Source organism: Streptomyces sp. KL116D (genome assembly GCF_030766975.1).
Taxonomy (GTDB): Bacteria; Actinomycetota; Actinomycetes; order Streptomycetales; family Streptomycetaceae; genus Streptomyces; species Streptomyces longispororuber_A.
Genome location: NZ_JASERH010000046.1, coordinates 281,847 through 300,744 on the forward strand (window position 1 = coordinate 281,847; position 18,898 = coordinate 300,744).

Annotated in this window: 11 protein-coding genes and 4 pseudogenes; 6 read left to right on the plus strand and 9 right to left on the minus strand. The window is 71.6% G+C overall.

Annotation, left to right across the window (positions count from 1 at the left end):
* Positions 1–285 precede the first annotated feature (285 nt).
* Positions 286–603, plus strand: a complete 318-nt coding sequence (locus tag RBJ77_RS19815) for a hypothetical protein (protein ID WP_372346233.1) — start codon at positions 286–288, stop codon at positions 601–603.
* Between the two features lie 12 nt (positions 604–615).
* Here RBJ77_RS19815 and RBJ77_RS19820 read toward each other — a convergent pair.
* The 7 genes and pseudogenes from RBJ77_RS19820 to RBJ77_RS19850 form a co-directional block, all read right to left on the minus strand.
* Positions 616–1,649: pseudogene (locus RBJ77_RS19820) on the minus strand (LacI family DNA-binding transcriptional regulator).
* Positions 1,650–1,714: 65 nt separating this feature from the next.
* A pseudogene (locus RBJ77_RS19825) lies at positions 1,715–3,334 on the minus strand (alpha-amylase family glycosyl hydrolase).
* 1,107 nt (positions 3,335–4,441) lie between these two features.
* Positions 4,442–5,362: pseudogene (locus RBJ77_RS19830) on the minus strand (carbohydrate ABC transporter permease); the annotation flags it as partial.
* Between the two features lie 77 nt (positions 5,363–5,439).
* On the minus strand, positions 5,440–5,967 hold the full coding sequence (locus tag RBJ77_RS19835) for a hypothetical protein (protein WP_372346234.1): 528 nt from the start codon (positions 5,965–5,967) through the stop codon (positions 5,440–5,442).
* Positions 5,968–5,997: 30 nt separating this feature from the next.
* Entirely contained in the window at positions 5,998–6,411 is a 414-nt protein-coding gene (locus tag RBJ77_RS19840) for a hypothetical protein (protein WP_372346235.1), read from the minus strand.
* 697 nt (positions 6,412–7,108) lie between these two features.
* On the minus strand, positions 7,109–8,779 hold the full coding sequence (locus tag RBJ77_RS19845) for a helix-turn-helix domain-containing protein (protein ID WP_372346236.1): 1,671 nt from the start codon (positions 8,777–8,779) through the stop codon (positions 7,109–7,111).
* Positions 8,776–9,021, minus strand: coding sequence for a hypothetical protein (locus RBJ77_RS19850; protein WP_372346237.1), 246 nt, complete (start codon positions 9,019–9,021; stop codon positions 8,776–8,778). Before RBJ77_RS19850 ends, RBJ77_RS19845 begins: the two co-directional genes overlap by 4 nt.
* 161 nt (positions 9,022–9,182) lie before the next feature.
* On the opposite strand from RBJ77_RS19850, the gene RBJ77_RS19855 reads away from it, so the two are divergent.
* From RBJ77_RS19855 to RBJ77_RS19875, 5 genes are all read left to right on the plus strand, one after another.
* On the plus strand, positions 9,183–10,184 hold the full coding sequence (locus RBJ77_RS19855) for a metalloregulator ArsR/SmtB family transcription factor (protein WP_372346238.1): 1,002 nt from the start codon (positions 9,183–9,185) through the stop codon (positions 10,182–10,184).
* Positions 10,181–10,795 (plus strand): dihydrofolate reductase family protein, encoded by a 615-nt coding sequence (locus RBJ77_RS19860; protein WP_372346239.1) that lies wholly within the window; start codon positions 10,181–10,183, stop codon positions 10,793–10,795. Before RBJ77_RS19855 ends, RBJ77_RS19860 begins: the two co-directional genes overlap by 4 nt.
* Positions 10,796–10,874: 79 nt before the next feature.
* Positions 10,875–11,852 carry an asparaginase gene (locus tag RBJ77_RS19865; protein WP_372346240.1) on the plus strand — a complete coding sequence of 326 codons (978 nt, stop codon included), beginning with the start codon at positions 10,875–10,877 and terminating at the stop codon, positions 11,850–11,852.
* 160 nt (positions 11,853–12,012) lie between these two features.
* Positions 12,013–13,761, plus strand: a complete 1,749-nt coding sequence (locus RBJ77_RS19870) for a PHP domain-containing protein (RefSeq protein ID WP_372346241.1) — start codon at positions 12,013–12,015, stop codon at positions 13,759–13,761.
* Positions 13,758–14,279 (plus strand): hypothetical protein, encoded by a 522-nt coding sequence (locus RBJ77_RS19875; protein ID WP_372346242.1) that lies wholly within the window; start codon positions 13,758–13,760, stop codon positions 14,277–14,279. Before RBJ77_RS19870 ends, RBJ77_RS19875 begins: the two co-directional genes overlap by 4 nt.
* Positions 14,280–14,565: 286 nt before the next feature.
* Here the strand turns inward: RBJ77_RS19875 and RBJ77_RS19880 are convergent.
* Both RBJ77_RS19880 and RBJ77_RS19885 read right to left on the minus strand, forming a co-directional pair.
* Positions 14,566–15,441: pseudogene (locus RBJ77_RS19880) on the minus strand (MFS transporter); the annotation flags it as partial.
* Between the two features lie 277 nt (positions 15,442–15,718).
* On the minus strand, positions 15,719–18,706 hold the full coding sequence (locus RBJ77_RS19885) for a CARDB domain-containing protein (protein WP_372346243.1): 2,988 nt from the start codon (positions 18,704–18,706) through the stop codon (positions 15,719–15,721).
* Positions 18,707–18,898 lie beyond the last annotated feature (192 nt).

Genomic DNA, 18,898 nt, shown 5'->3' on the forward strand with positions numbered 1-18,898 from the left:
GCACCGCATCGCGACCGCCGCCGTCGCGCTCGTCGACCGCGACGAGTCTGGAGCGCTTCGCGTCCGCCGGCTCGCCGGCGAACTCGGGGTCGCCGATGTCGATCTATCACCATGCGTGAAGGGCAAGGCGGGGCTGCTCGGCGCGCCGCCTCCGAGGCCGTGCTCCGCGAGATGGAGTCCGACACCGCGAGACGCGTCGGACGACTGGGCGAGAGATCGCCCGCCGTACGGCGCACGGCTCACACGGGCCGTGGCCTACCGCCATCCGCGGGTCTTCTGGTGGTCGTGCGCGCCCGGACCTCACCGGTGACCGTCGCCGCCGTGGAGCGGCTGGTGACCGCGATGCGCGCGGCGGGGCCGCGCCCGACCGGGTGGTGGCGGACACGCCCGTGGTGCTGTTCGGGTTCCTGGACGGACACCTGCTGGCCCGTACCGGTGAAGGACCCGAAGTCCCGCTCCGGTACCGGAGTTCGATGCCGCCGCCCACCCGACGACGGCCGCACCCGCGCTCCCCTGCTGGGCGACGTCGGTTCGGTGGCGGAGTTCGACCGGCTGCTCGACACCGTGCTCGCCGGGATCAGGGTGAGTGCCGCCTCCGGCTGAATCCTGGTCCGGTCAGCCGGAGGCGGGCGGTGCGGTCGCGCCGCGCACCAGCAGTCTCGGGCTCGAAGAGCAGCTCGCCGGGCGGCTCGGCTGCCCTGGATCTGCGCGCACAGCAGCTCGACCGCCGCCCGGCCCATCGCCTCGATCGGCTGCCGCACCGTCGATCAGCGCGGCTCGGTGCAGGTCATGAAGCGCACGAGTCGTCGTACCGACCACCGACGAGCTCGCGCGGCACCGAACGAGCCCGCGCCGAGCGGCGCCGCCGGACCGCGCCGAGGGCCAGCGGGTCGCTGGCGCAGACGACGCCGGTGACGCCGCGCGCCAGCAGGCGTGCCGCCGCGCGCCTGCCCGCCCTCCAGCGAGAACAGCGGCCCGCTCGACGAACGTCGTCGGCCAGCGGTGCGCCCGAGGCCTGCGCCGCGGCCGCGCGCCGCGGCCAGCTTGCGCTGCGACGGTGCATGTGGTCCGCGCGGGCCGAGCACCCGAGGCCGATCCGCTCGTGCCCGCAGCGAGGCCAGGTGCCGCCACGCCTGCTCGGCCGCGACCGACGTCGTCGCAGGCGCACGCAGGGGAAGTCGAGGCCTCGACGGCGTTGACGAAGCACCACCGGGCATCGTTGCGCTCGGCCAGGCCGCTGGTAGTGCGCGTGCGCGCGCGTCGGCTCCGCGCGAACAGGCCGCCCGCGAAGACGACGCCGGAGACCTGCTGCTGGAGCTAGCAGGTCCACGTAGTCGCGCCTCCGACGGCGCCGCCCTTCGTCTGCGTGCACAGAGCACCGGCGTGAGCCCCGCTGGGCGAGCGCGCGCGATCACGCCGGCGAACGCGGGGAAGATCGGGTTCTGCAGTCCGGCAGCACGAGGCCGACCAGCCGTGAGCGCGCTCGCCCCGCAGCTGCGTCGGCCGCTCGTACCCCAGCACGTCCAGCGCGGTCAGCACCGACTGCCGGGTCGCCTCGGAGACGCTCAGCCCTCCGTTGAGCACCGGCTGACACCGTCGCCTCGCTGACCCCGACCTTCTTCGCAACTTGCAGCAAGTCGTCGCGTCATGATTGCAAGCCTAACGCAGATTCCTGTTCTGTCTTTGCGGTCGTGGGGACCTTGCGAATCTTGACCTACCTGCCCGGAGCGGTGCGGCCGCGCACCGTCGGAGCTCTCAGCCACACCGCCGTATCGCTCGGCAGTCGCCGTCCGCGTCCAACGGCCCGCTGGAGAGGAGCAGTTGTCCGTGGGCGGGCAGGTCGGCCGGGTGGCTCGGCGAGGTTCACCACGCAGATCAGACCGTGCGGGCGGGTGAAGCCAGCACCCCGTCCGCGGCCGGGAGCCAGCTCATCGGGCCGTCCCGAAGCCTCGCCGCGCGGACCGGCGCAGGCGCAGGCGGTGCGGTAGAGGCGAGCATGAGTCGGGACGGGCGCTCTGCCGGTCGACGGCGTACCTGCGCCCAGTCGTCGGGTTGCGGCAGCCACGGTTCGCCGACCGAACCGGAGCCGTACGCGGGCGCGTCGGCGGTCCACGGCAGGGGAACCGGCAGCCGTCGCGGCCGGATCGGTGCCGCCGAGCGGAAGTGCATCGGGTCCTGATGCGGTTCAGCGGTATCTCCGCCTCGGCAGGCCCAGTTCCTCGCCCTGGTAGAGGCAGACGGAGCCGGGCAGGGCCAGGGTGAGCAGGGCCGCGGCGCGGCCCGCCGGGTGCCGAGGGCCAGATCGGTGGGCGTGCCGAAGGCCTTCGTGGCGAAGTCGAAGGCGGTGTCGGCGCGGCCGTAGCGGGTGACGGTGCGGGTCACGTCGTGGTTGCACAGGACCCGTGGTGGCCGGGGCGCCGACCGGCGCGTGCTCGGCGAGGGTGTCGTCGATGGTGCGGCGCAGCCGGCCGGCGTCCCAGGGGCAGGCGAGGAAGTTGAAGCTGAACGCGGTGTGCGGTTCGTCGGGGCGGAGGTAGCGGGCGAAGCGTTCGGCGTCCGGCAGCCAGACTCGCCGACGAACACGCCGCCGTACTCGTCGGCGAGCGCCCGCCAGGAGCGGTAGATGTCGTGGAGTTCGTCCTGTCGATGTACGGTGCGGGTCGACGCCCTCGACGAAGTCGGGCAGTTGCGGGTGCTTGGCGGCAGCGCGGCGGAGTCGATGCGGACGCCGGCGACGCCGCGTTCGAACCAGAGCGCAGCACGTCCTCGTGCTCGCGCCGGACGGCGGGGTGGGCCCAGTTGAGGTCGGGCTGTTCGTGAACAGGTGGAGGTACCACTCGCCGTCGGCACCCGGGTCCAGGTCGATCCCGCGAACTGCGAAGGCCAGTCGTTCGGCGGCAGTTCGCCGTGCTCGTGCCGCGGCCGGGCCTGAAGGCGGAACAGCTCCCGCTCGGGGCTGCCGGGGCCGGCCTCAACGCGGCCCGGAACCAGGCGTGCTGGTCGGAGACGTGGTCGGCACGATGTCGATGATGACCCGGATGCCCAGGTCGGCCGCCTCGGAGATCAGCTTCTCGGCCTCTCTCCGCAGTGGTGCCGAAGGCGGGGTCGATGGTCCGGTAGTCGGCCACGTCGTAGCCGCCGTCGACCAGCGGGGAGAGGTACCAGGGGTGAACCACACGGCGTCGACGCCGAGTTCGGCGAGGTACGGCAGCCGGTGCGGACGCCCGCCAGGTCTCCCGGTGCCGTCGCCGTCGCCGTCCGCGAAGCTCCGGGATGCCACCTGGTAGATGGCGGCGTCGCGCCACCAGTCTGCGGTGACGGGACGAGGGAACAGCTGCCACGTGACGGTCCTTTCGGGCAGGTGGGAACTCCGCCGCCGGTCGGGCGGGGCATGGACAGATGGACCGGCGCGGAGTGCTCTGCGTGGGCGGGTCGGCGGCCGGGCGGGTTCAGCCCTGAGGCTGCCGGCGGTGAGGCCCGCCATGATGCTGCGCTGGAAGAAGAAGAACACGATGATCACCGGGACGCTCGCGATGACGAGACCGGCCATGATCTGAGTTCTGGGTCACCGCGCCCGCGGTCTCGGGACACAGTCCGACGCTGATGGTCATCTTCTCGCTGTCGGGAAGGACCAGCAGCCAGACGAAGTCCCGAAGACACGAGGACGACGGTGAAGATGGAGACGACGTGCCGAGGATCGGCCGGGAGATCGGCAGGATGATGAGACGAGGACGCGCCACGCACGCCGTCGATCTCGGCGGCCTCCAGGATCTCGTCCGGCGGGCGCGTCGAAGAACCGCTTCAGCAGGAAGATGTTGAAGCCGTTGGCGGCCACCGGGAACCAGATCGCCCAGGGCGAGTTGAGCAGGTGCCAGCCGAGGATCGGCACGTCGGCTGACCGTGATGTACGCGGGGACCATCACGACGATCGGCGGGATCATCAGCGCGGCCAGCATGCCCGCCATGATCACGTTCCGCGCATCGGCCGCTGCTTGACAGCGCGTAGGCGGCGGAGACGTCCACGGCGAGCGCGAACAGCCAGGCACCGACGGCGTAGAAGACGGTGTTCCTGAGCAGCGTCCCGATGTCGAAGAGTCCAGGCGTCCGCGAACACGCCGAAGTCCGGCGACTTCGGGAACAGGGTGGCGGCATCTGGGCGACTCTCCTCGCCCGTCTTCATGGCGCCGGTGACCATCCAGTAGAGCGGGAAGACGAAGACCAGGGCGAACACGATCACGACGGCGGTGAGCAGCGTCCAGTAGATCTTCCGGCTCAGCGGGACCTGAGCTCGAGCGTGGCGAGACGATGGTCCTGGAATGGCCGTCCGCCCAGCCGCCGCGCCGCTTCTTCCGGTCGCCGCGCCGGCCGGCCGCGCCGCCGCCTCGGTCCTCGCCGCCGCTTCGGGGCGGTGGTGGTGTCTCACCATGGCGCTACTTCTCTCTCGGGTCAGCCGAGCTGAACTCGCGGCGACCGCCAGCAGGACGATCATGAGCATCAGACCGAGGGCGCTGCCCGCCCCGTAGTTGCCGCCGTAGACGAAGGCGTACTGGTACATGAGGTAGGCGACGGTGACCGTCGCGTTCTCCGGGCCGCCGCCCGTGAGCATGTACGGCTCGATGAACACCTGCATCGTGGCGACGATCTGGAGCATCAACATCAGCAGCAGGATCAGCCGGGTCTGCAGGGATGGTGACGTGCCGGATCCGCTTGAGGATGCCGGCGCCGTCGAGTTCCGCGGCCTCGTACAGATCGCCGGGGATGTTCTGCAGCGCCGCCAGATAGATGAGGACCCCGATCCCAGGTTCATCCAGGTGGCGACGATGACGAGGGAGATGAGCGCGGTGTCGGTGGAGTCGAGCCAGGCGAGGGTCGGCAGGCCGACGAAGTCGAGGACCTGGTTGAACAGTCCGGGGCCCGGGCCGTAGAACCAGCGAAGAGCAGGACCGAGACGATCGGCGGCAGCATCACCGGCAGGTAGACGACGAAGCGGAGGTAGCCCCGCGCGTGCCGCAGTTCGTTGAGGACGATCGCGACGGCGAACGGCACCACGTAGCCGCACAGCAGCGCCAGCAGGGTGAAGGCCAGGGTGTTGCGCCAGGCCTGGCCGAACGCCGGATCGTCCACCACCGTACGGAAGCTGTCCAGGCCCACCCAGGTCGGCGGGTCGACGAGGTTGGTCTGCTGGAAGCTGAGGACGACTTCCTGATGATCGGCCACCACGCGAACATGGCGAAGCAGAACAGCGCGGCGCACAGGAATCCGTAGGCAGTGTCAGGTTCCGCCGCGCCGCCCTGCGCCGCTTCGACGGTGGCCGACGGCGCGGCGCGAGCTGCCGCTTCGGCTCCATGGTGAGTGTTTCCATCGTCATCTCCCGTTCGACTCCGGCCCCCGAGGCCGACGCGGGGTGCCGCCCTCCGAACGGCACCGGGACAGTTGCCGTCAGCTCTTCGCCAGAATCGAGTTCGCCTTGGACTCGGCGTCCGAGAGCAGCTTGTCGATGTCGGCGTTCTCCCGCGTCAGGACCGCGGACATGGCCACGTCGAGCACCGCGTAGAGCTCCTGGGCCTTGGCCGGTTCGAGCTTGAGGGCGACTCCCGTGGCGGACTCGACGTAGGCCTCGTAGTTCTCGACCGAGCGCCGCGTTCTTCTTGCGGTCTTCTGCGAGGGTCTCGCCGGTCGCCGAGTCACCCATGTAGTCGCGTTGTTCGGGACGCCGACGGCCTCGCCGCTGGCTTGCCGTACGTGGGCGAAGCCGAAGCGGCCCCTGCTCGGGTGTTGAACTCGAAGTCGATCCACCGCATGGCCGCCTTGGTCTGGGCGGCGCTCGCCGCCTGGGTTGATCATGTACGCCTCGCCGCCGGTGAGCGACGCCTTGCCGTCGGGTATGCCGGTGATGCCGTAGTCCGCGGCCTTGCCCTGGAACTTCTGGACGACGTCGGTGACGACGTCCGGGGCGCCGAGCATCATGCCGTGCCCTGCCGGCCGCCATCTGCCGCATCAGCGCTCCCAGCCGATGAGGACCTGCTGCCGGTGCTCTTGTCCTCCCAGCGCATGTCGTGGAGGTTCTGCAGCACGGCCTTGCCTCGGGGCTGTTGAAGGCTGCCTGCCGTCGACGACCATCTCGCCGTCGCGGCTGAAGACGGACTGCGCGAAGTGCCAGCCGCCGACGTTGCCGCCGCCGTACTCGCCGTAACCGACGTAGCCGGCACCGAGCCCCGCGATCTTCTTCGCCGCGGCGCGCACCTCGTCCCAGGTCTTCGGCGGGGCGTCGGGGTCGAGTCCGCCTTGGTGAACAGGGCGCGGTTGTAGACGAGTCCGACGCTGTAGCTGACGTTGTGGGACGCCGTACACCTTGCCGTCCTTGGTGACCATGTCCCGGACGTCCTGCTTGATGTCGCCGAAGTTCTTCACCAGACCGGTCTCGCCCGGTGATGTCCTTGGCCTGCCGCTTGGCGATGACGTCGGCGTAGTTGGTGACCGGCACCATGAAGACGGTCTCCATCTGGCCGCCGGCCAGCTTCGCGGCGAAGGTCTTCGGGTCGAAGCACGCTGCTGGTCGGTGCTCTTCACCGTGACGCCCGGGTGCGCCTCTCGAACGCGGCGACGTCGTCGTCCCAGGCCTTGCGCGTCCTCGGCGCGGTCTCGCCGGCTGACACGCCACGGTGATGCTGACGTCGCCACCGGCATCGGAGCTCTTCGAGTCTCCGCCGCAGGCGGTGGCGGTGAGTGCGAGCATCCTGTCGTCAGAAGCGATCGCGAGGTTACGGGGCTTCATTACGGCTCCTCTAGGGTGACGCCCAAGCACCGCCCTGGTGGTCCTCGTCATCACGATAAGAGGAGCGCACACAGATGCACGCAACATTCGGATCCAACATTGCAAGATTACGACTGCGTCACGACGGGTCCGCGATTATGGGCGGACAGCGGTCGCTCGGGGCGGAGGGGCCCGGATGGTGGGTGTGGCCGCGCGGCTCCCGCGCGGGGCGCGGGCACGCCTGGACCCGGCGTTCAACGTCGGCCGTACGGCGGCGACTTGGGGAACGCGGCGTTCCGGAGCGCCGTGACACCCGCCGCGAGGGATGTCGCGGCGGGTGTCACGGCTGGTGCGTCAGTCTTCCTGCTCGCCCGGGACGGTCGGCTCGTCGACGGGGGTGCCGGCGGTGTACACGTCCTTGACCTTCACCTCGGTCACGGCACGCCCTTCGGGGAAGACGCGGCGCCAGTCACCGATGACGTGGAGCTCGTCGGTGCCCATGGCGCGCACGACGGTCAGGCCCTCCTCGTGGGCCTTGAGGGCCTTCATCCAGAGGTTGGCGAAGGCCTGGGAGCGGATGAGGTGCATCCAGTCCGGGCGGAACAGCTCCCGGTTGTAGTTCGACTCCCCCATCGTGGAGACGAACTTGGAGTACATCGCCTTCACGTACTCCAGCGTGACCCCGTCGTCGTCGGCGATCGCGGCGTCGCGGGCTTCCTTGAGCTCGACGCGGAACTTCTCCAGGAGGTTCTCCGTCGCCCCGGACGTGAACGACTCGTGGATCTCCGGCGGTTCGCACAGCGCGTGCTTGGGCCCCGAGAGGCGCTGCAGGAGACGGAGCGTGGGTTCGGTGACCCACAGCGGGCCCGGCTCGTCGCGCTGCCCGATCGGGTTCGGCAGCACCGCGTCGTGCTCCCAGTGCGGCGGGGTGATGAGGTGGACGCCGGCCCGGCGCCGGTCGTGGTCGAAGCCGGTCGAGTGCTCCAACTGCCCGATCGGCAGATGGGTCTTGAGGGCACTCAGGTACGCGCCGTTGATGTCGAGCGCGGTCACCTCGTGCTCACCCGGCGGCAGCGCGTCCCGGGTCCACTTGGGCCTGGCCTCCCAGACCTGGTCGGCGCCCCGCGCGCTCTGCTTCTTCAGGACGTCCGGCATCCACGGGTGCGCGACCACGTCGTAGCGGGCGCCCTTGCGGGTCTCGTCCAGCAGCGCCATCGCGTCCGGGATCGCCTTCTTGACCAGCGCGGCCGTCGCCTCGTCGACGTCTCCGCCGGACGCGGCGAGGGCCGCCGCCACGGAGCGGGCGATCAGGCCGCTCGACTCGGACGGCGGCTGGAAGGCGCGCCGCGTCGGCGTCCTGGGCCGTCCGGCACCGAAGTCGCGGATCGTCCGCGGGGCTGCCTTCGCCTCGGGCCGTGGTGCCGTCCTTGCCTCGGGCCGTGGTGCCGTCCTCGCCTCGGGCCGGGGCGCCGCCTTCTCCGGGGGCCGCGGTGCCGGCTGCTCCTCCTGTCGCGGGGCGGATGAGGCGGCCGGGGCGGACGACGCGGCGGCGCCGCAGTCGGCGGGGTCCAGGTGCTGGGGGAATCCGGCGACCCGCTGCCCCGCGGGGTTCCCGCACAGGACGCAGGGCTCGGGCGTGGCCAGCGCCTCGACGTCGTCCGCGTCGTCCGCGTCGTCCGCGTCGTCCGCGTCGTCCGTGTCGTGCGCGTTGTGCGGCGCAACGGGTTCCGGTTCCACGACTTCGGGTTCCGCAGGTTCCGCTTGTACGGGCTCCGGGGCGGGCGGCGCGAGTTTCACGGCCAGGCCGTCCAGCAGGTACGCGTACTTCGCACGGACCTCACCGGTCGGCTCCCGGCTCGTCTCCCAGCCGCTCACCGTGGAGGGGCTCACCCCGAGCGCCCTCGCGACCTGGGCCTTCGACAGGCCCGCCTGCTCGCGCAGGTCGCGGCGCACCTGCACGTCAGGAAGGTCGACGTCCGGCGTGACGGAGGCGAGCAGCGAGTCGATCGCGTCGAAGTCACTCATGCCCCGGTGTCCTTCCGCTTGGCCCGTCGGCGGTCGGCCAGGGCCGGGGTGACGGTCTCCTTGACGCGCTGCTCGCCCCACCCGGTGATCTGCGCGGCCCGCCCGATCCGTCCGTGCACGGGCCGACCCGTGACCGGGTCCCGAGCCAGGTAGGCACGCAACGCCTCGGCGACCCGGCTCTCGGCAGCCTTCAGCACGGCGACCGCATCGGCCAGTTCACGCTCGTCTTCCCCATCGGACACATGCGCAGTATGCCCGATTCCAGGACACGGATCAAAGTACTGACCGTCTGCTTTTCGATGACGGTCACTGAGGGCCATCCGATCCAAGATCGTCGGGAGTCTCGCGGATTCTCAGAGATATTCCTTGACACGAATATTCGCTCTCAAGAATACTCGATGTCATGGACGCACTCCTCTCCGCATTGGCCGACCCGGTTCGCTGGCGGCTCGTGGGCCTGCTGGCCGACCAGCCCCGCTCGGTCGGTGTCCTCGCGCAGCTCGCCGAGGCGCGGCAGCCGCAGACGACCAAGCACCTCCAGACGCTTGAGCGGGCCGGTGTCGTCACCTCGCAGCGGACGGGCCAGCGCCGGATCTACGCTCTGGAGTCCGCGCCCCTGCGTGAGTTGGCGACCGCGCTCGGCCGGCTCGCGGAGGCGGCGGACCGGGACGGCGGGCCGCGGGCGGCCTTCGACCGGTACGGGGCGGAGCTGCGTGCGGAGCGACTGGCCGCGGCGACGGCGGGGTGGGCGGACGGCCGCTCGTTCCGGTTCCGGCGGTCCCTCGCGGGGGACCCCGAGTCGGTGTGGCGGCACCTGACGGAGGCCCCGCTGCTGGCGCGCTGGTGGACTCCGGACGACTTGCGCGTCTCCGAGCTCGTCTTCGAGGCTCGGCCGGGCGGGCGGATCGTCCAGGAGTACCGGGACGCCGAGGACGCCGGTGACGCCGATCTCGTGGCGGGGCGGGCGGAAGGGACGGTCGAGGAGGCGCTGCCCCGCGAGCGGCTCGCGTATCGGCTCTCCCCGCTGCTGCCCGACGGCGGCACGGCGTTCACCGCCCACGTCGAGCTCGCGTTCCGGCCCTCCGGACCCGGCACGGACCTCGATGTCCGCTACGAGGTCACCGACAGCACGGTCGACTCGGCGGACTTCATCGCGGGCATTGAGATCGGCTTCGGCCAGAGCCTCGACAAGCTCGTGGCGACGGTCGACGCGGCGCGACACCAGCCGGACGCGGCGCACGACGCGAGCGCCATCGACGCAAGTGCCTCCGCCGCGACGGGCACCGACACCGCGGACACCGGCACGACGGACACCACGAATGACGACACCGCGGACACCGGCACGACTGACACCACGAATGACGGCACGACGGACACCACGACGGACACGAGGAGCAGGAAATGACGCAGCAGTTCGCAGGCCGCAGGGTCGTCACCAACATGAGCCTGTCCCTCGACGGTCACTACGCAGCACCCGACAACCCCGTCGACATGAGCTGGGTGATGCCGTACGCCACGACCGACGTCGCCCGCGATCACCTCACCGGGCTCTGGCAGTCGGCGACGACGGCCCTGCTGGGGCGGGTCAACGCCGAGGGGTTCCTCGGGTTCTGGCCCACCGTCATCGGGATGGAGGGAGCCGATCCCCGGGACGAGGGCTTCGCGAAGTGGCTCGTCGGCGCCGACAAGGTGGTCCTCTCCGCCACCCTCGACTCCACGCCCGGCAAGGCCCCCTGGGACCGCACGACCGTCGTCGACGCGCCTGCCGCCGATGTCGTCACCGACCTCAGGGAGACCGAGAGCGGCGACATCCTGGTGCTGTCCAGCGCGAGCGTCATCAAGGCACTGCTGGCGGCCGGCCAGGTCGACCGGCTGGCCCTCACGGTGTTCCCGGTCTTCCTCGGCGGCGGGCCGCGCCTCTTCGACGACGGTCTGCCCACGGGGCGGTGGGAGCTCGTCAGCCAGAGCGCGGGTGAGCACGGCACGCTGGCGCTGGTGTACGACCGGGTCCGCTGAGCATCGCGGGCGCACTGAACTCCCGGCACGACTGCAGGACTTCCACCGCCTCCCGGCGGAACCGACCGAAAGGACGAGCATGACCACCTACCCCGTGATCGCGGAGGTGTGGCGCGGTGACTTCCTGGAGTCCGTGCACCACGGCTCGGTGGTGGCGCTCGGCGCCGAGGGCCGTCGCGTGCTCGCCGCGGGCCCCGTCGACGAGCCGATGTTCCCGCGCTCCGCCAACAAGCCGCTGCAGAGCGTCGGTATGCTGCGCGCCGGGCTGGACCTCGACGGCGAGCTCCTCGCCCTCGCCAGTGCCAGCCACTCCGGGGAGGGCTTCCACCTGGACGGGGTGCGCCGGATCCTCGCGGGCGCGGGCCTCGCCGAGGACGCGCTGCGGTGCACGGCGGGGCTGCCGATCGGCGCCGAGGCGCACCCCGCGCATCTCGCCGCGGGGCTCGGGCCGACCCGCATCACCATGAACTGCTCGGGCAAGCATGCCGCGATGCTGGCCACGTGCGTCGCGGCCGGCTGGCCCGTCCGGGACTACCTCGACCCGGCCCACCCGCTGCAGCTCGCCCTGCGGGACGCGTTGGAGGAGCTTGCCGGGGAGAAGTCGTCGGCGGTGGGCGTCGACGGGTGCGGGGCGCCGCTGTTCGCACTCACCCTCGCCGGTCTCGCCCGCGCCTTCGCCACACTCGCGACGGCTCCTGCGGGCAGCCACGAAGAGCGGGTGGTGTCCGCGATGAACGCCCACGCCGAGTACGTCGGCGGCACCGGCCGCGACGTCACCGCCTTCCTGAGAGCGCTGCCCGGGGCCGTCGCCAAGGACGGAGCGGAGGGCGTCTACGCACTCGGCCTGCCCGACGGTTCCGCCGTCGCCCTCAAGATCGCCGACGGTGGGTCGAGGCCCCGGGCCGTCGTCCTGACCGCGGCCCTGCGCCACCTCGGTGTCGACGTCGACACCGACCCGCTCCTGTCCGCACTCACCGAGGCGCCGGTCCTCGGGCACGGCCGACCGGTCGGGGCGATACGGCCGTCGGCGGCCCTCGGCGACACGCACACCGCCTGAACCGGTCCCCCGGAGCGGGTCGCCCGGACAGATCGCCTGGACTGGTCGCACCGACTACGCCCGGCGCTCAGCAGGACGTCGTTCAAGATTCATCTTCCGCCTCGATTCTCCTCAGGCGGCCCACACATCCCACGCGGGGCCGACCATCACGAGGAGCCTCATGGGACACGGACACGGACACGGGCACGGGCACGGACACCACCACCACGATCACGACCACTCTCATCACCACGACCACGACCACGGCCACGACCAGGACGGCTCGGCGGAGGCGCTCCCCGCCGCGTTCGACACCTCTGTGCCCGACGAGGCCCTGAGCCCGGAACAGCAGTCGCGGCGCTCCCTGTTGCGCCGGGCGGGGCTGCTCGGGGCCGGTCTGGCCGCGAGCAGCGTGCTGGCCGGCGCGGCGACCGTGCCCGCGGCAGCCGACTCGCGGTCCGGCGGGCGGCGCGGCAAGGGATTCCTCTGGCTCGCGGGCGACCACCACATCCACACCCAGTACAGCAGCGACGGCAAGTACCGGGTCGGCGACCAGGTGCGGCAGGGCGCGCGGCACGGCATGGACTGGCTGGTCATCACGGACCACGGCAGCGGCACGCACGCCAAGATCGGCGTGGAGAAGGTCAACCCGGACATCCGGGCGGCGCGCTCCGCGCACCGGGACACGCTGGTGTTCCAGGGCCTGGAGTGGAACATCCCGGCCGCCGAGCACGGCACCGTGTTCGTGCATCCGGGCGCCAACGAGGTCGATGTCCTGCGGCAGTTCGAGGCGGGCTACGACGGGGCCGTCAAGGCGGCGACCGGTTCGACGCCGGCGAACGAGGCGCTCGCCGTCGCCGGGCTCACCTTCCTGTCCGAGCAGGTGCGGCGGCGCAAGGTCAAGGACGCGCTGATGCTCGCCAACCACCCGGCGCGCAAGGGCATCGACTCACCGCACGAGATCCGTGCCTGGCGCGATGCCACGTCCGGCGACCGGCGCATCGCGGTCGGTTTCGAGGGCGCTCCCGGCCACCAGGCGGGCGGCCTGCCCAAGCCGCTCGGTCCGGGCGGCGCGCGGGGCATCTACAACAACAGCCCGGGCGGCGACTCGTTCGCCGGCTACCCGCTGGAGAGCTACCGCACGTGGGGCGGGTTCGACTGGATGACGGCCACGGTCGGCGGGCTCTGGGACAGCCTGCTCGCCGAGGGCAAGCCGTGGTGGATCACCGCCAACTCCGACTCGCACCAGGTCTACGGTGACACCGCGGCCCGCGGGGGCGGCGACTTCAACGCCAACGGCCGCTACGACGACCCGGTGTACGCCGGGCAGATCGACACCACGGAGAACGACTACTGGCCCGGCCAGTACAGCCGTACCCACGTGGGCGCCGAGGACTTCTCGTACGCCGCCGTGATGGACGGCATCCGCGCGGGCCGGGTCTGGGTGGACCACGGGCAGCTGATCAGTGGGCTGGACGTGCGGGTGTCCGGTGGCAGCCGGTGGGCCACGCTCGGCGGCGCGCTCCAGGTCAAGAAGGGCACGCGGGTCACGCTCTCCGTGGACGTGGCGCTCGCGGGCGGTCCCAACTGGGCGGGCTTCCAGCCGTCGTTGGCGCGGGTCGACGTCATTCAGGGCGACGTCACCGGTGCGGCGAAGGACAAGGACGCCTTCACCGCACCGACCGCCAAGGTCGTGAAGTCGTACGAGGTGAACAGGTCGAGCGGCACCGTGACCCTCAGCTACGACCTGGGCCGGGTCGACCGTCCCGTGTACCTGCGGCTGCGCGGCACCGACGGAAACCGGTCCGCCGTGGGGGCGATGGGGGCGGCCGTGGACCCGGCCGGTCCGGCGATCGACGTCGTCGGGGACGCGGACCCGTGGCGCGACCTGTGGTTCTACTCGAACCCGGTCTGGGTGCTGCCCTCGTGACCCCGCCGCCGTACGCCATCGGCATCGACACCGAGGTCGCGCGGCTGCGCGACGCCGACCATCTGCTCCTGCAGCTGATGGCCGGCCTCGACCTGCCCGACGGTGTGTTCGGCTGCACCCACCTCGTCAGGGACGGTGGGCGGCCGCGGGTCGCGCTGTCCCTGGCCGCCCGGGAGCGGGCCGTCGTCGACGCCGCTCGCGCCGGGCTGGCCGGGCGGGGCCACGCGGTGAGCGACGGGGCCTGGGACGGGGCCGGGCGTGCGGTGGTGTTCCCGGGGGTGGCCGCGTTGACGGGCACGCTCACGGTCGCCGAGCTGGTGGGCCGTTCGGCGATCGGCCGGGTCAGGGTGCTCGGTTCGGCCGCGGCGCCGGAGCCGGACGCCGTGCTGGTCACCCGGGAGTTCGTTCGTCCGCAGTGGGAGGACGGCGAGCTGGTCCTCGCCGCCATGCCCGCGGTGGGCGGGACGCTGGTGCCTTTCGAGGACCCGGATCCCACGCCCTGCTGCGCCGATCACTGAGCGGGCCGCTGCCGGCCGCCGCGACGACGGTCATCCCGACCGCCGCCGCGGCGGCCACGGCGAAGCCGCCGTGCGCCCCGGCCGAGTCCACCGCGCGTCCGGCGAGCGCGGCGGCGACGGCGGAGCCCGCGGCGCTCGCGGAGTTGAGCCAGGTGAAGGCCTGGGTGAGGACGGCGCGTGGCACGGCCGCCTCCGTGAGGAGGGAGGCGAGGACCAGCAGGACCGGCACGACGAGGCCCGTCAGGGCGAGGGACACGGCGACCGGGCCGGCTGCGTCGAGCACGGTCAGCGGCAGGCATGCGACGGTCAGGGCCGCGGCGGCGACGAGCCGCTGGCGTGCGGGCCGGGCCGCCCAGCGGCGGGCCCCGTACGCCCAGCCTCCCAGCAGGCTGGTGCAGTTGGACGCCGCGTACAGCAGGGTGGCGAGATCCGGGGTGCCGCGGCCGACCGCGTACGCCGTGATGGAGACCTGCATGGCGCCGAAGTAGACGCCCAGGGCGAGGGTGATCGCGACGAGCCGGGCGAACTCGGCACGGAGCAGGCCGCGTCCGGCGCGGTGGCGTTCGGCGGCTCCGGCGACCGGGGGTGCGGTGCGCCGCTGGGCGGCGAGGGCGAGGCCGCCGACGATCACGAGTGTCGCGGCGAGGAGCGTGGCCGGTCGGGGGCGTCCGGCGGCGCCGAGCGCGCTCGCCAGGGCCGGGCCCGCCAGGAAGGAGAGGCCGTTGGCGAGGGCCTCCAGGGCGAAGGCGCTGGGCAGTTCGGCGGCTCTGGTCCCGGACAGCTGGGCGGACCAGCGGGCCGCGCTCATGGCGCTGAGCTGGGGCAGGGTGGCCCCGACCAGAATGCCGGCCAGCAGGTCGGGCACTGCTTCGGTGAGCAGCAGGGTGACGGCCCCGGCGTGGGCGAGCAGGAGGAGCGGCAGGGTCCGGGTCTGCCCGAACCGGTCGACGAGCCGGGCGAGTTGGGTGCCCGCGACGGCATCGGCGACGGCGAAGCCGCCGGTGACGAGTCCGGCGGCGCCGTACGAGCCGGTGCGGGCGTGCACCAGCCAGACGATGCCGACGCCGGTCATGGCGGCGCCGACCCGGCCGACGGTGGCCGCGAGGAAGAAGGCGGTGGCGCCCGGAGTGCGCAGGACGGTGCGATAGTTCGCCGACGGCACGGCGCGTCCCTTCGCCGCCCGGCGGGACGCGTCACAACGGGGCCGTCGGCGTCCGGATGGGCCGACCCGTGATCGCGCCTGGAGCCGTCCAGAGCGGCGTGCAGCGGGGACGCGCGCCCCACGCCGACTCCGTCACCGGGCAGAGTGATCGGTGCAGCAGAAGTCGATGACGTACCCCGGTTGGGGCACGAACACGCCGATGGTAGGCGGTGGTTGGCGGAGACCGCCAGCACGCGGCTCCCCGGACCCGGTCGGGAAGCGGGGAGCCGCGCACGCGTTACAGGCCCTGCCGGGTGCCTGGCACCGCGGCGTCCGGCCGGGCCGCCGGGCCGCCGTTGATCACGAACTGCGAGCCGGGTTCGACGAGGACGTCGCCGTCGCGCGAGTCGCTGATCCTCACGTTGGACAGCGTGGCGCTGCCGCGGGCACCGCCCATGGCGAGGATGCCGGAGCCGTTGTTCGACTTGGAGATCGTCACGTCACTGATCTTCACGTCGGGCATGGCTCCGCCGCCCGTCTTGAACTGGATGCCGTCGTAGGTCGAGTCGTGGATGTCGGTGTCGCGGATGGTGACGCCCGGGATGTCCTGGCCCTGGGCGAACAGGGTGATGGCGCCGAACTCCTGGTCCTCGTTCCAGAACGCGCCGCCGGTGCGGTACAGGCCGTTGTTCGCGATGAGGGTCTGTCCGGAGAAGGGCAGCGGGTCGTGGTCGGTGGCGAGCATGATGCCCGGGTAGTTCATGGTGTCGGAGACGAGGTTGTTCTCGATCTTGTTGCCGTAACCGCCGTACACGGCGATGCCGTTGGCGCGCCAGGGCAGTTGCACGGTGTTGTTGCGGAAGGCGTTGTCGTGGCCGACGTCCACCGACGTGTCCTTGACGTACTTGTTGGCCCAGACGGCGAGCGCGTCGTCGCCGGTGTTGCGGAACGAGGAGTTGTAGACGGTCGAGTTGCGGGTGCCGTTGGAGAAGTTGATGCCGTCCGCGTAGGTGTCGCGCACGCGCATGCCGGTGAACTCCAACCCGTCGCCGGGGTTCCACAGTTCGGGGATGTTGCTGTAGTCGCGGCCGACCCAGACGCCGACGTTGGCGTGCTCGATCCAGACGTTGCTGATCTTGGTGTTCTTGCCGAAGCGTCCGTTGAGGCCGACGCCGCCCTCCTGGTTGCCGTCGCCGCCGCGGATCGTGCCGGAGCCGAAGATGGCGATGTCGGAGATCTTGGTGTTGTCGTCGATGTCGAAGCCGAAGTTGCCCTCGTGCGGATGGTTGATGCCGCCCGCGTCCTGCGGCGGGGTGAGCGTGTAGAGCTGTGAGTGCCACATGCCGGCGCCGCGGATCGTGACGTCGCGGATGCCGACCTGGTTGTACTGGCCGCGGTTCTGCGGGTCTTCGGTGAGGATCTTCTCTTCCTGGCGCCACTGTCCGGCGGGGATCCACACGCAGTCGATGTCGCCGTTCTGGTCGGCGGTCACGGCCTTCTGGATCGCGGCGGTGTCGTCGACGCCGTCGTTGGGGACGGCTCCGTAGGCGGTGATGGAGGTGCATTCGGCGGGCTTGCTCGCGGCCGGGGCCACCTGCTCCAGGTCGATCAGGTCGACGACGTAGTACGCGGCGTCGTCACCGGCGTCGCGCTGCAGGCGGAACGTGGTGCCCTGCGGGTAGGTCTGCGCGAGCAGGGCGTGCGACTCGTCGAAGAGGCGGCGGGCGTCGCCGCCGGGGGTGTTGGTGAGGCCCTCGGGCTGGTCGGTGTTCCCGTACAGCCAGCTGTGCTTCGACGACAGGGTCAGCTTCTGCACGAACGTGCCGTCGGCGTACAGGCTCAGCGTCCTCTCCTGGCCGCCGCCACCCGGTGCGTCCGGGATGGAGTTGCGCACGACGATGGAGTTGGTCGCGCTGGTGGAGGTGAACTCCACGTACTGGCCGGTGGAGTTGAGGCGGACCGACTTGCGGCCCGAGGACTCGGTGGCGAAGTTGGTGTGCCCGAAGGTGCGCTCCGCGTCGCTCGTCAGGAGCGTGCCGTCGTACCGGGCGTCCTCGGCCTCGTACTCGACGTACGGCACGGCGGCGCCGCGCCCGACGACGATGGAGCGGGCGAAGGTGTTGTTGTTCTCGTTCGTCTCGGCCACGACGCCGGTGGCGTCGGCGGTCGCGGTGAGGGTGGCGCCGCCCGAGGCGGCGGTCCAGGTTCCGGCGATGTCGACGGTGGCGGTGGCGCCCGCGGCGACGGCGGGCGTGGTGCCGTTCAGGGTGGCGCCGCCGACGGTCAGGCGGGTGACGGACCCGGCGCTCACCGCGCTCGTGCCGCGATTGTGGACCTTCGCGGTGAAGGAGACGCTCGAACCGACCGCGGGGCTGGCCGGGTTGGAGGTGATCCCAGTGATCTCCAGGTCGGGGCCTGGGCTTTGACCGACCGTCAGCTTGGTGGGGGCGGTGCGGCTGTTGTTGGTGTCGTCCTGCTCGGCGATCGTGTCCGTCGGGTCGACGACGGCGGACAGGGTGTAACTCCCCTGCGCCCTCTTGCCGATGGTCACCGGAACGGTCGCCGACTCACCGGCGCCCAGCGCGCCGACCGGGGCGCTGCCCGCGACCGTGCCGTCCAGGCTGACGTTCACGGTCGTCGCGGCGGCCGCGACGGCGCCGGTGTTGCGGACGGTGGCGTCGGCCGTGATGGAGTCGCTCTCGGACGGCTGGGCGGGGGTCCAGGTGAGGTCGGTCAGGGTGAGGTCCGGTGCGGGGGCCGCGGCGCCCAGGACCTGGAACTCGGCGACCTGGCCACCGTATCCGGAGCTGTTGCTGTAGATCTTCAGCTGGACGTCGGCGGCGCGGCCGGTGACCGGGATCGTGACGGTGTTCTGGTTGCCCGCCGGGTTGAAGGTGTAGTCGGCGCGGGACTTCAGCGTGGTGAAGCCCTGCGCGGACCGTGCGCGGCCGAGCACCTCGATGTTCTGGGTGCGGGTGGCCCAGGCGGCGTCGGGGTTGAGCTTGAGCACGACCGCGTCGAGGTCGGCGTCGGCACCGAGCTTCACGGTGAGCGTCGACGGGCTGCCGCTGGATTCCCAGTAGGTGCTGGTGCTGTTGTCGTTGGCGTTCGAGGCGACGTAGTTCTGCGTCGACGAGGACGCCTCGATCGGTTTGTTCAGGGCGAGGTTCGACGCTTCGGCCGGTGCCGGGGCCGCGGTGGCGGTGGCGGGGAGGAACCCGGCGGTCATCAGGGCCGCGCCGAACGCGGCTATGAGCAGCCGTCGGCTGCGTTGCTTCCATCTCATGGCGTCCTCTAACTCCGTGGGGGCGGTGAGTACCGGAGGGCGTACGGGTGTGCGCTACAGAAATTGCGCGAATCTGTCGTCTTCTTGCTGATGAGGTTCTACAGATTTACCGTGCGCCACTTGGATGTCAACGCTCCGCACGCAATTGGCTGCCGAGGCCGCATACGGGAACCGGCTGTCCACCCCGCGGCC

What these genes read in the sequence shown, in the direction of transcription:
- RBJ77_RS19870 (WP_372346241.1), top strand. Translation starts at nt 12,013, where the DNA reads ATGGGACACGGACACGGACACGGGCACGGGCACGGACACCACCACCAC.
- RBJ77_RS19860 (WP_372346239.1), top strand. Translation starts at nt 10,181, where the DNA reads ATGACGCAGCAGTTCGCAGGCCGCAGGGTCGTCACCAACATGAGCCTG.
- RBJ77_RS19865 (WP_372346240.1), top strand. Translation starts at nt 10,875, where the DNA reads ATGACCACCTACCCCGTGATCGCGGAGGTGTGGCGCGGTGACTTCCTG.
- RBJ77_RS19855 (WP_372346238.1), top strand. Translation starts at nt 9,183, where the DNA reads ATGGACGCACTCCTCTCCGCATTGGCCGACCCGGTTCGCTGGCGGCTC.
- RBJ77_RS19845 (WP_372346236.1), bottom strand. Translation starts at nt 8,779, where the DNA reads ATGAGTGACTTCGACGCGATCGACTCGCTGCTCGCCTCCGTCACGCCG.
- RBJ77_RS19885 (WP_372346243.1), bottom strand. Translation starts at nt 18,706, where the DNA reads ATGAGATGGAAGCAACGCAGCCGACGGCTGCTCATAGCCGCGTTCGGC.
- RBJ77_RS19835 (WP_372346234.1), bottom strand. Translation starts at nt 5,967, where the DNA reads ATGATGCTCGGCGCCCCGGACGTCGTCACCGACGTCGTCCAGAAGTTC.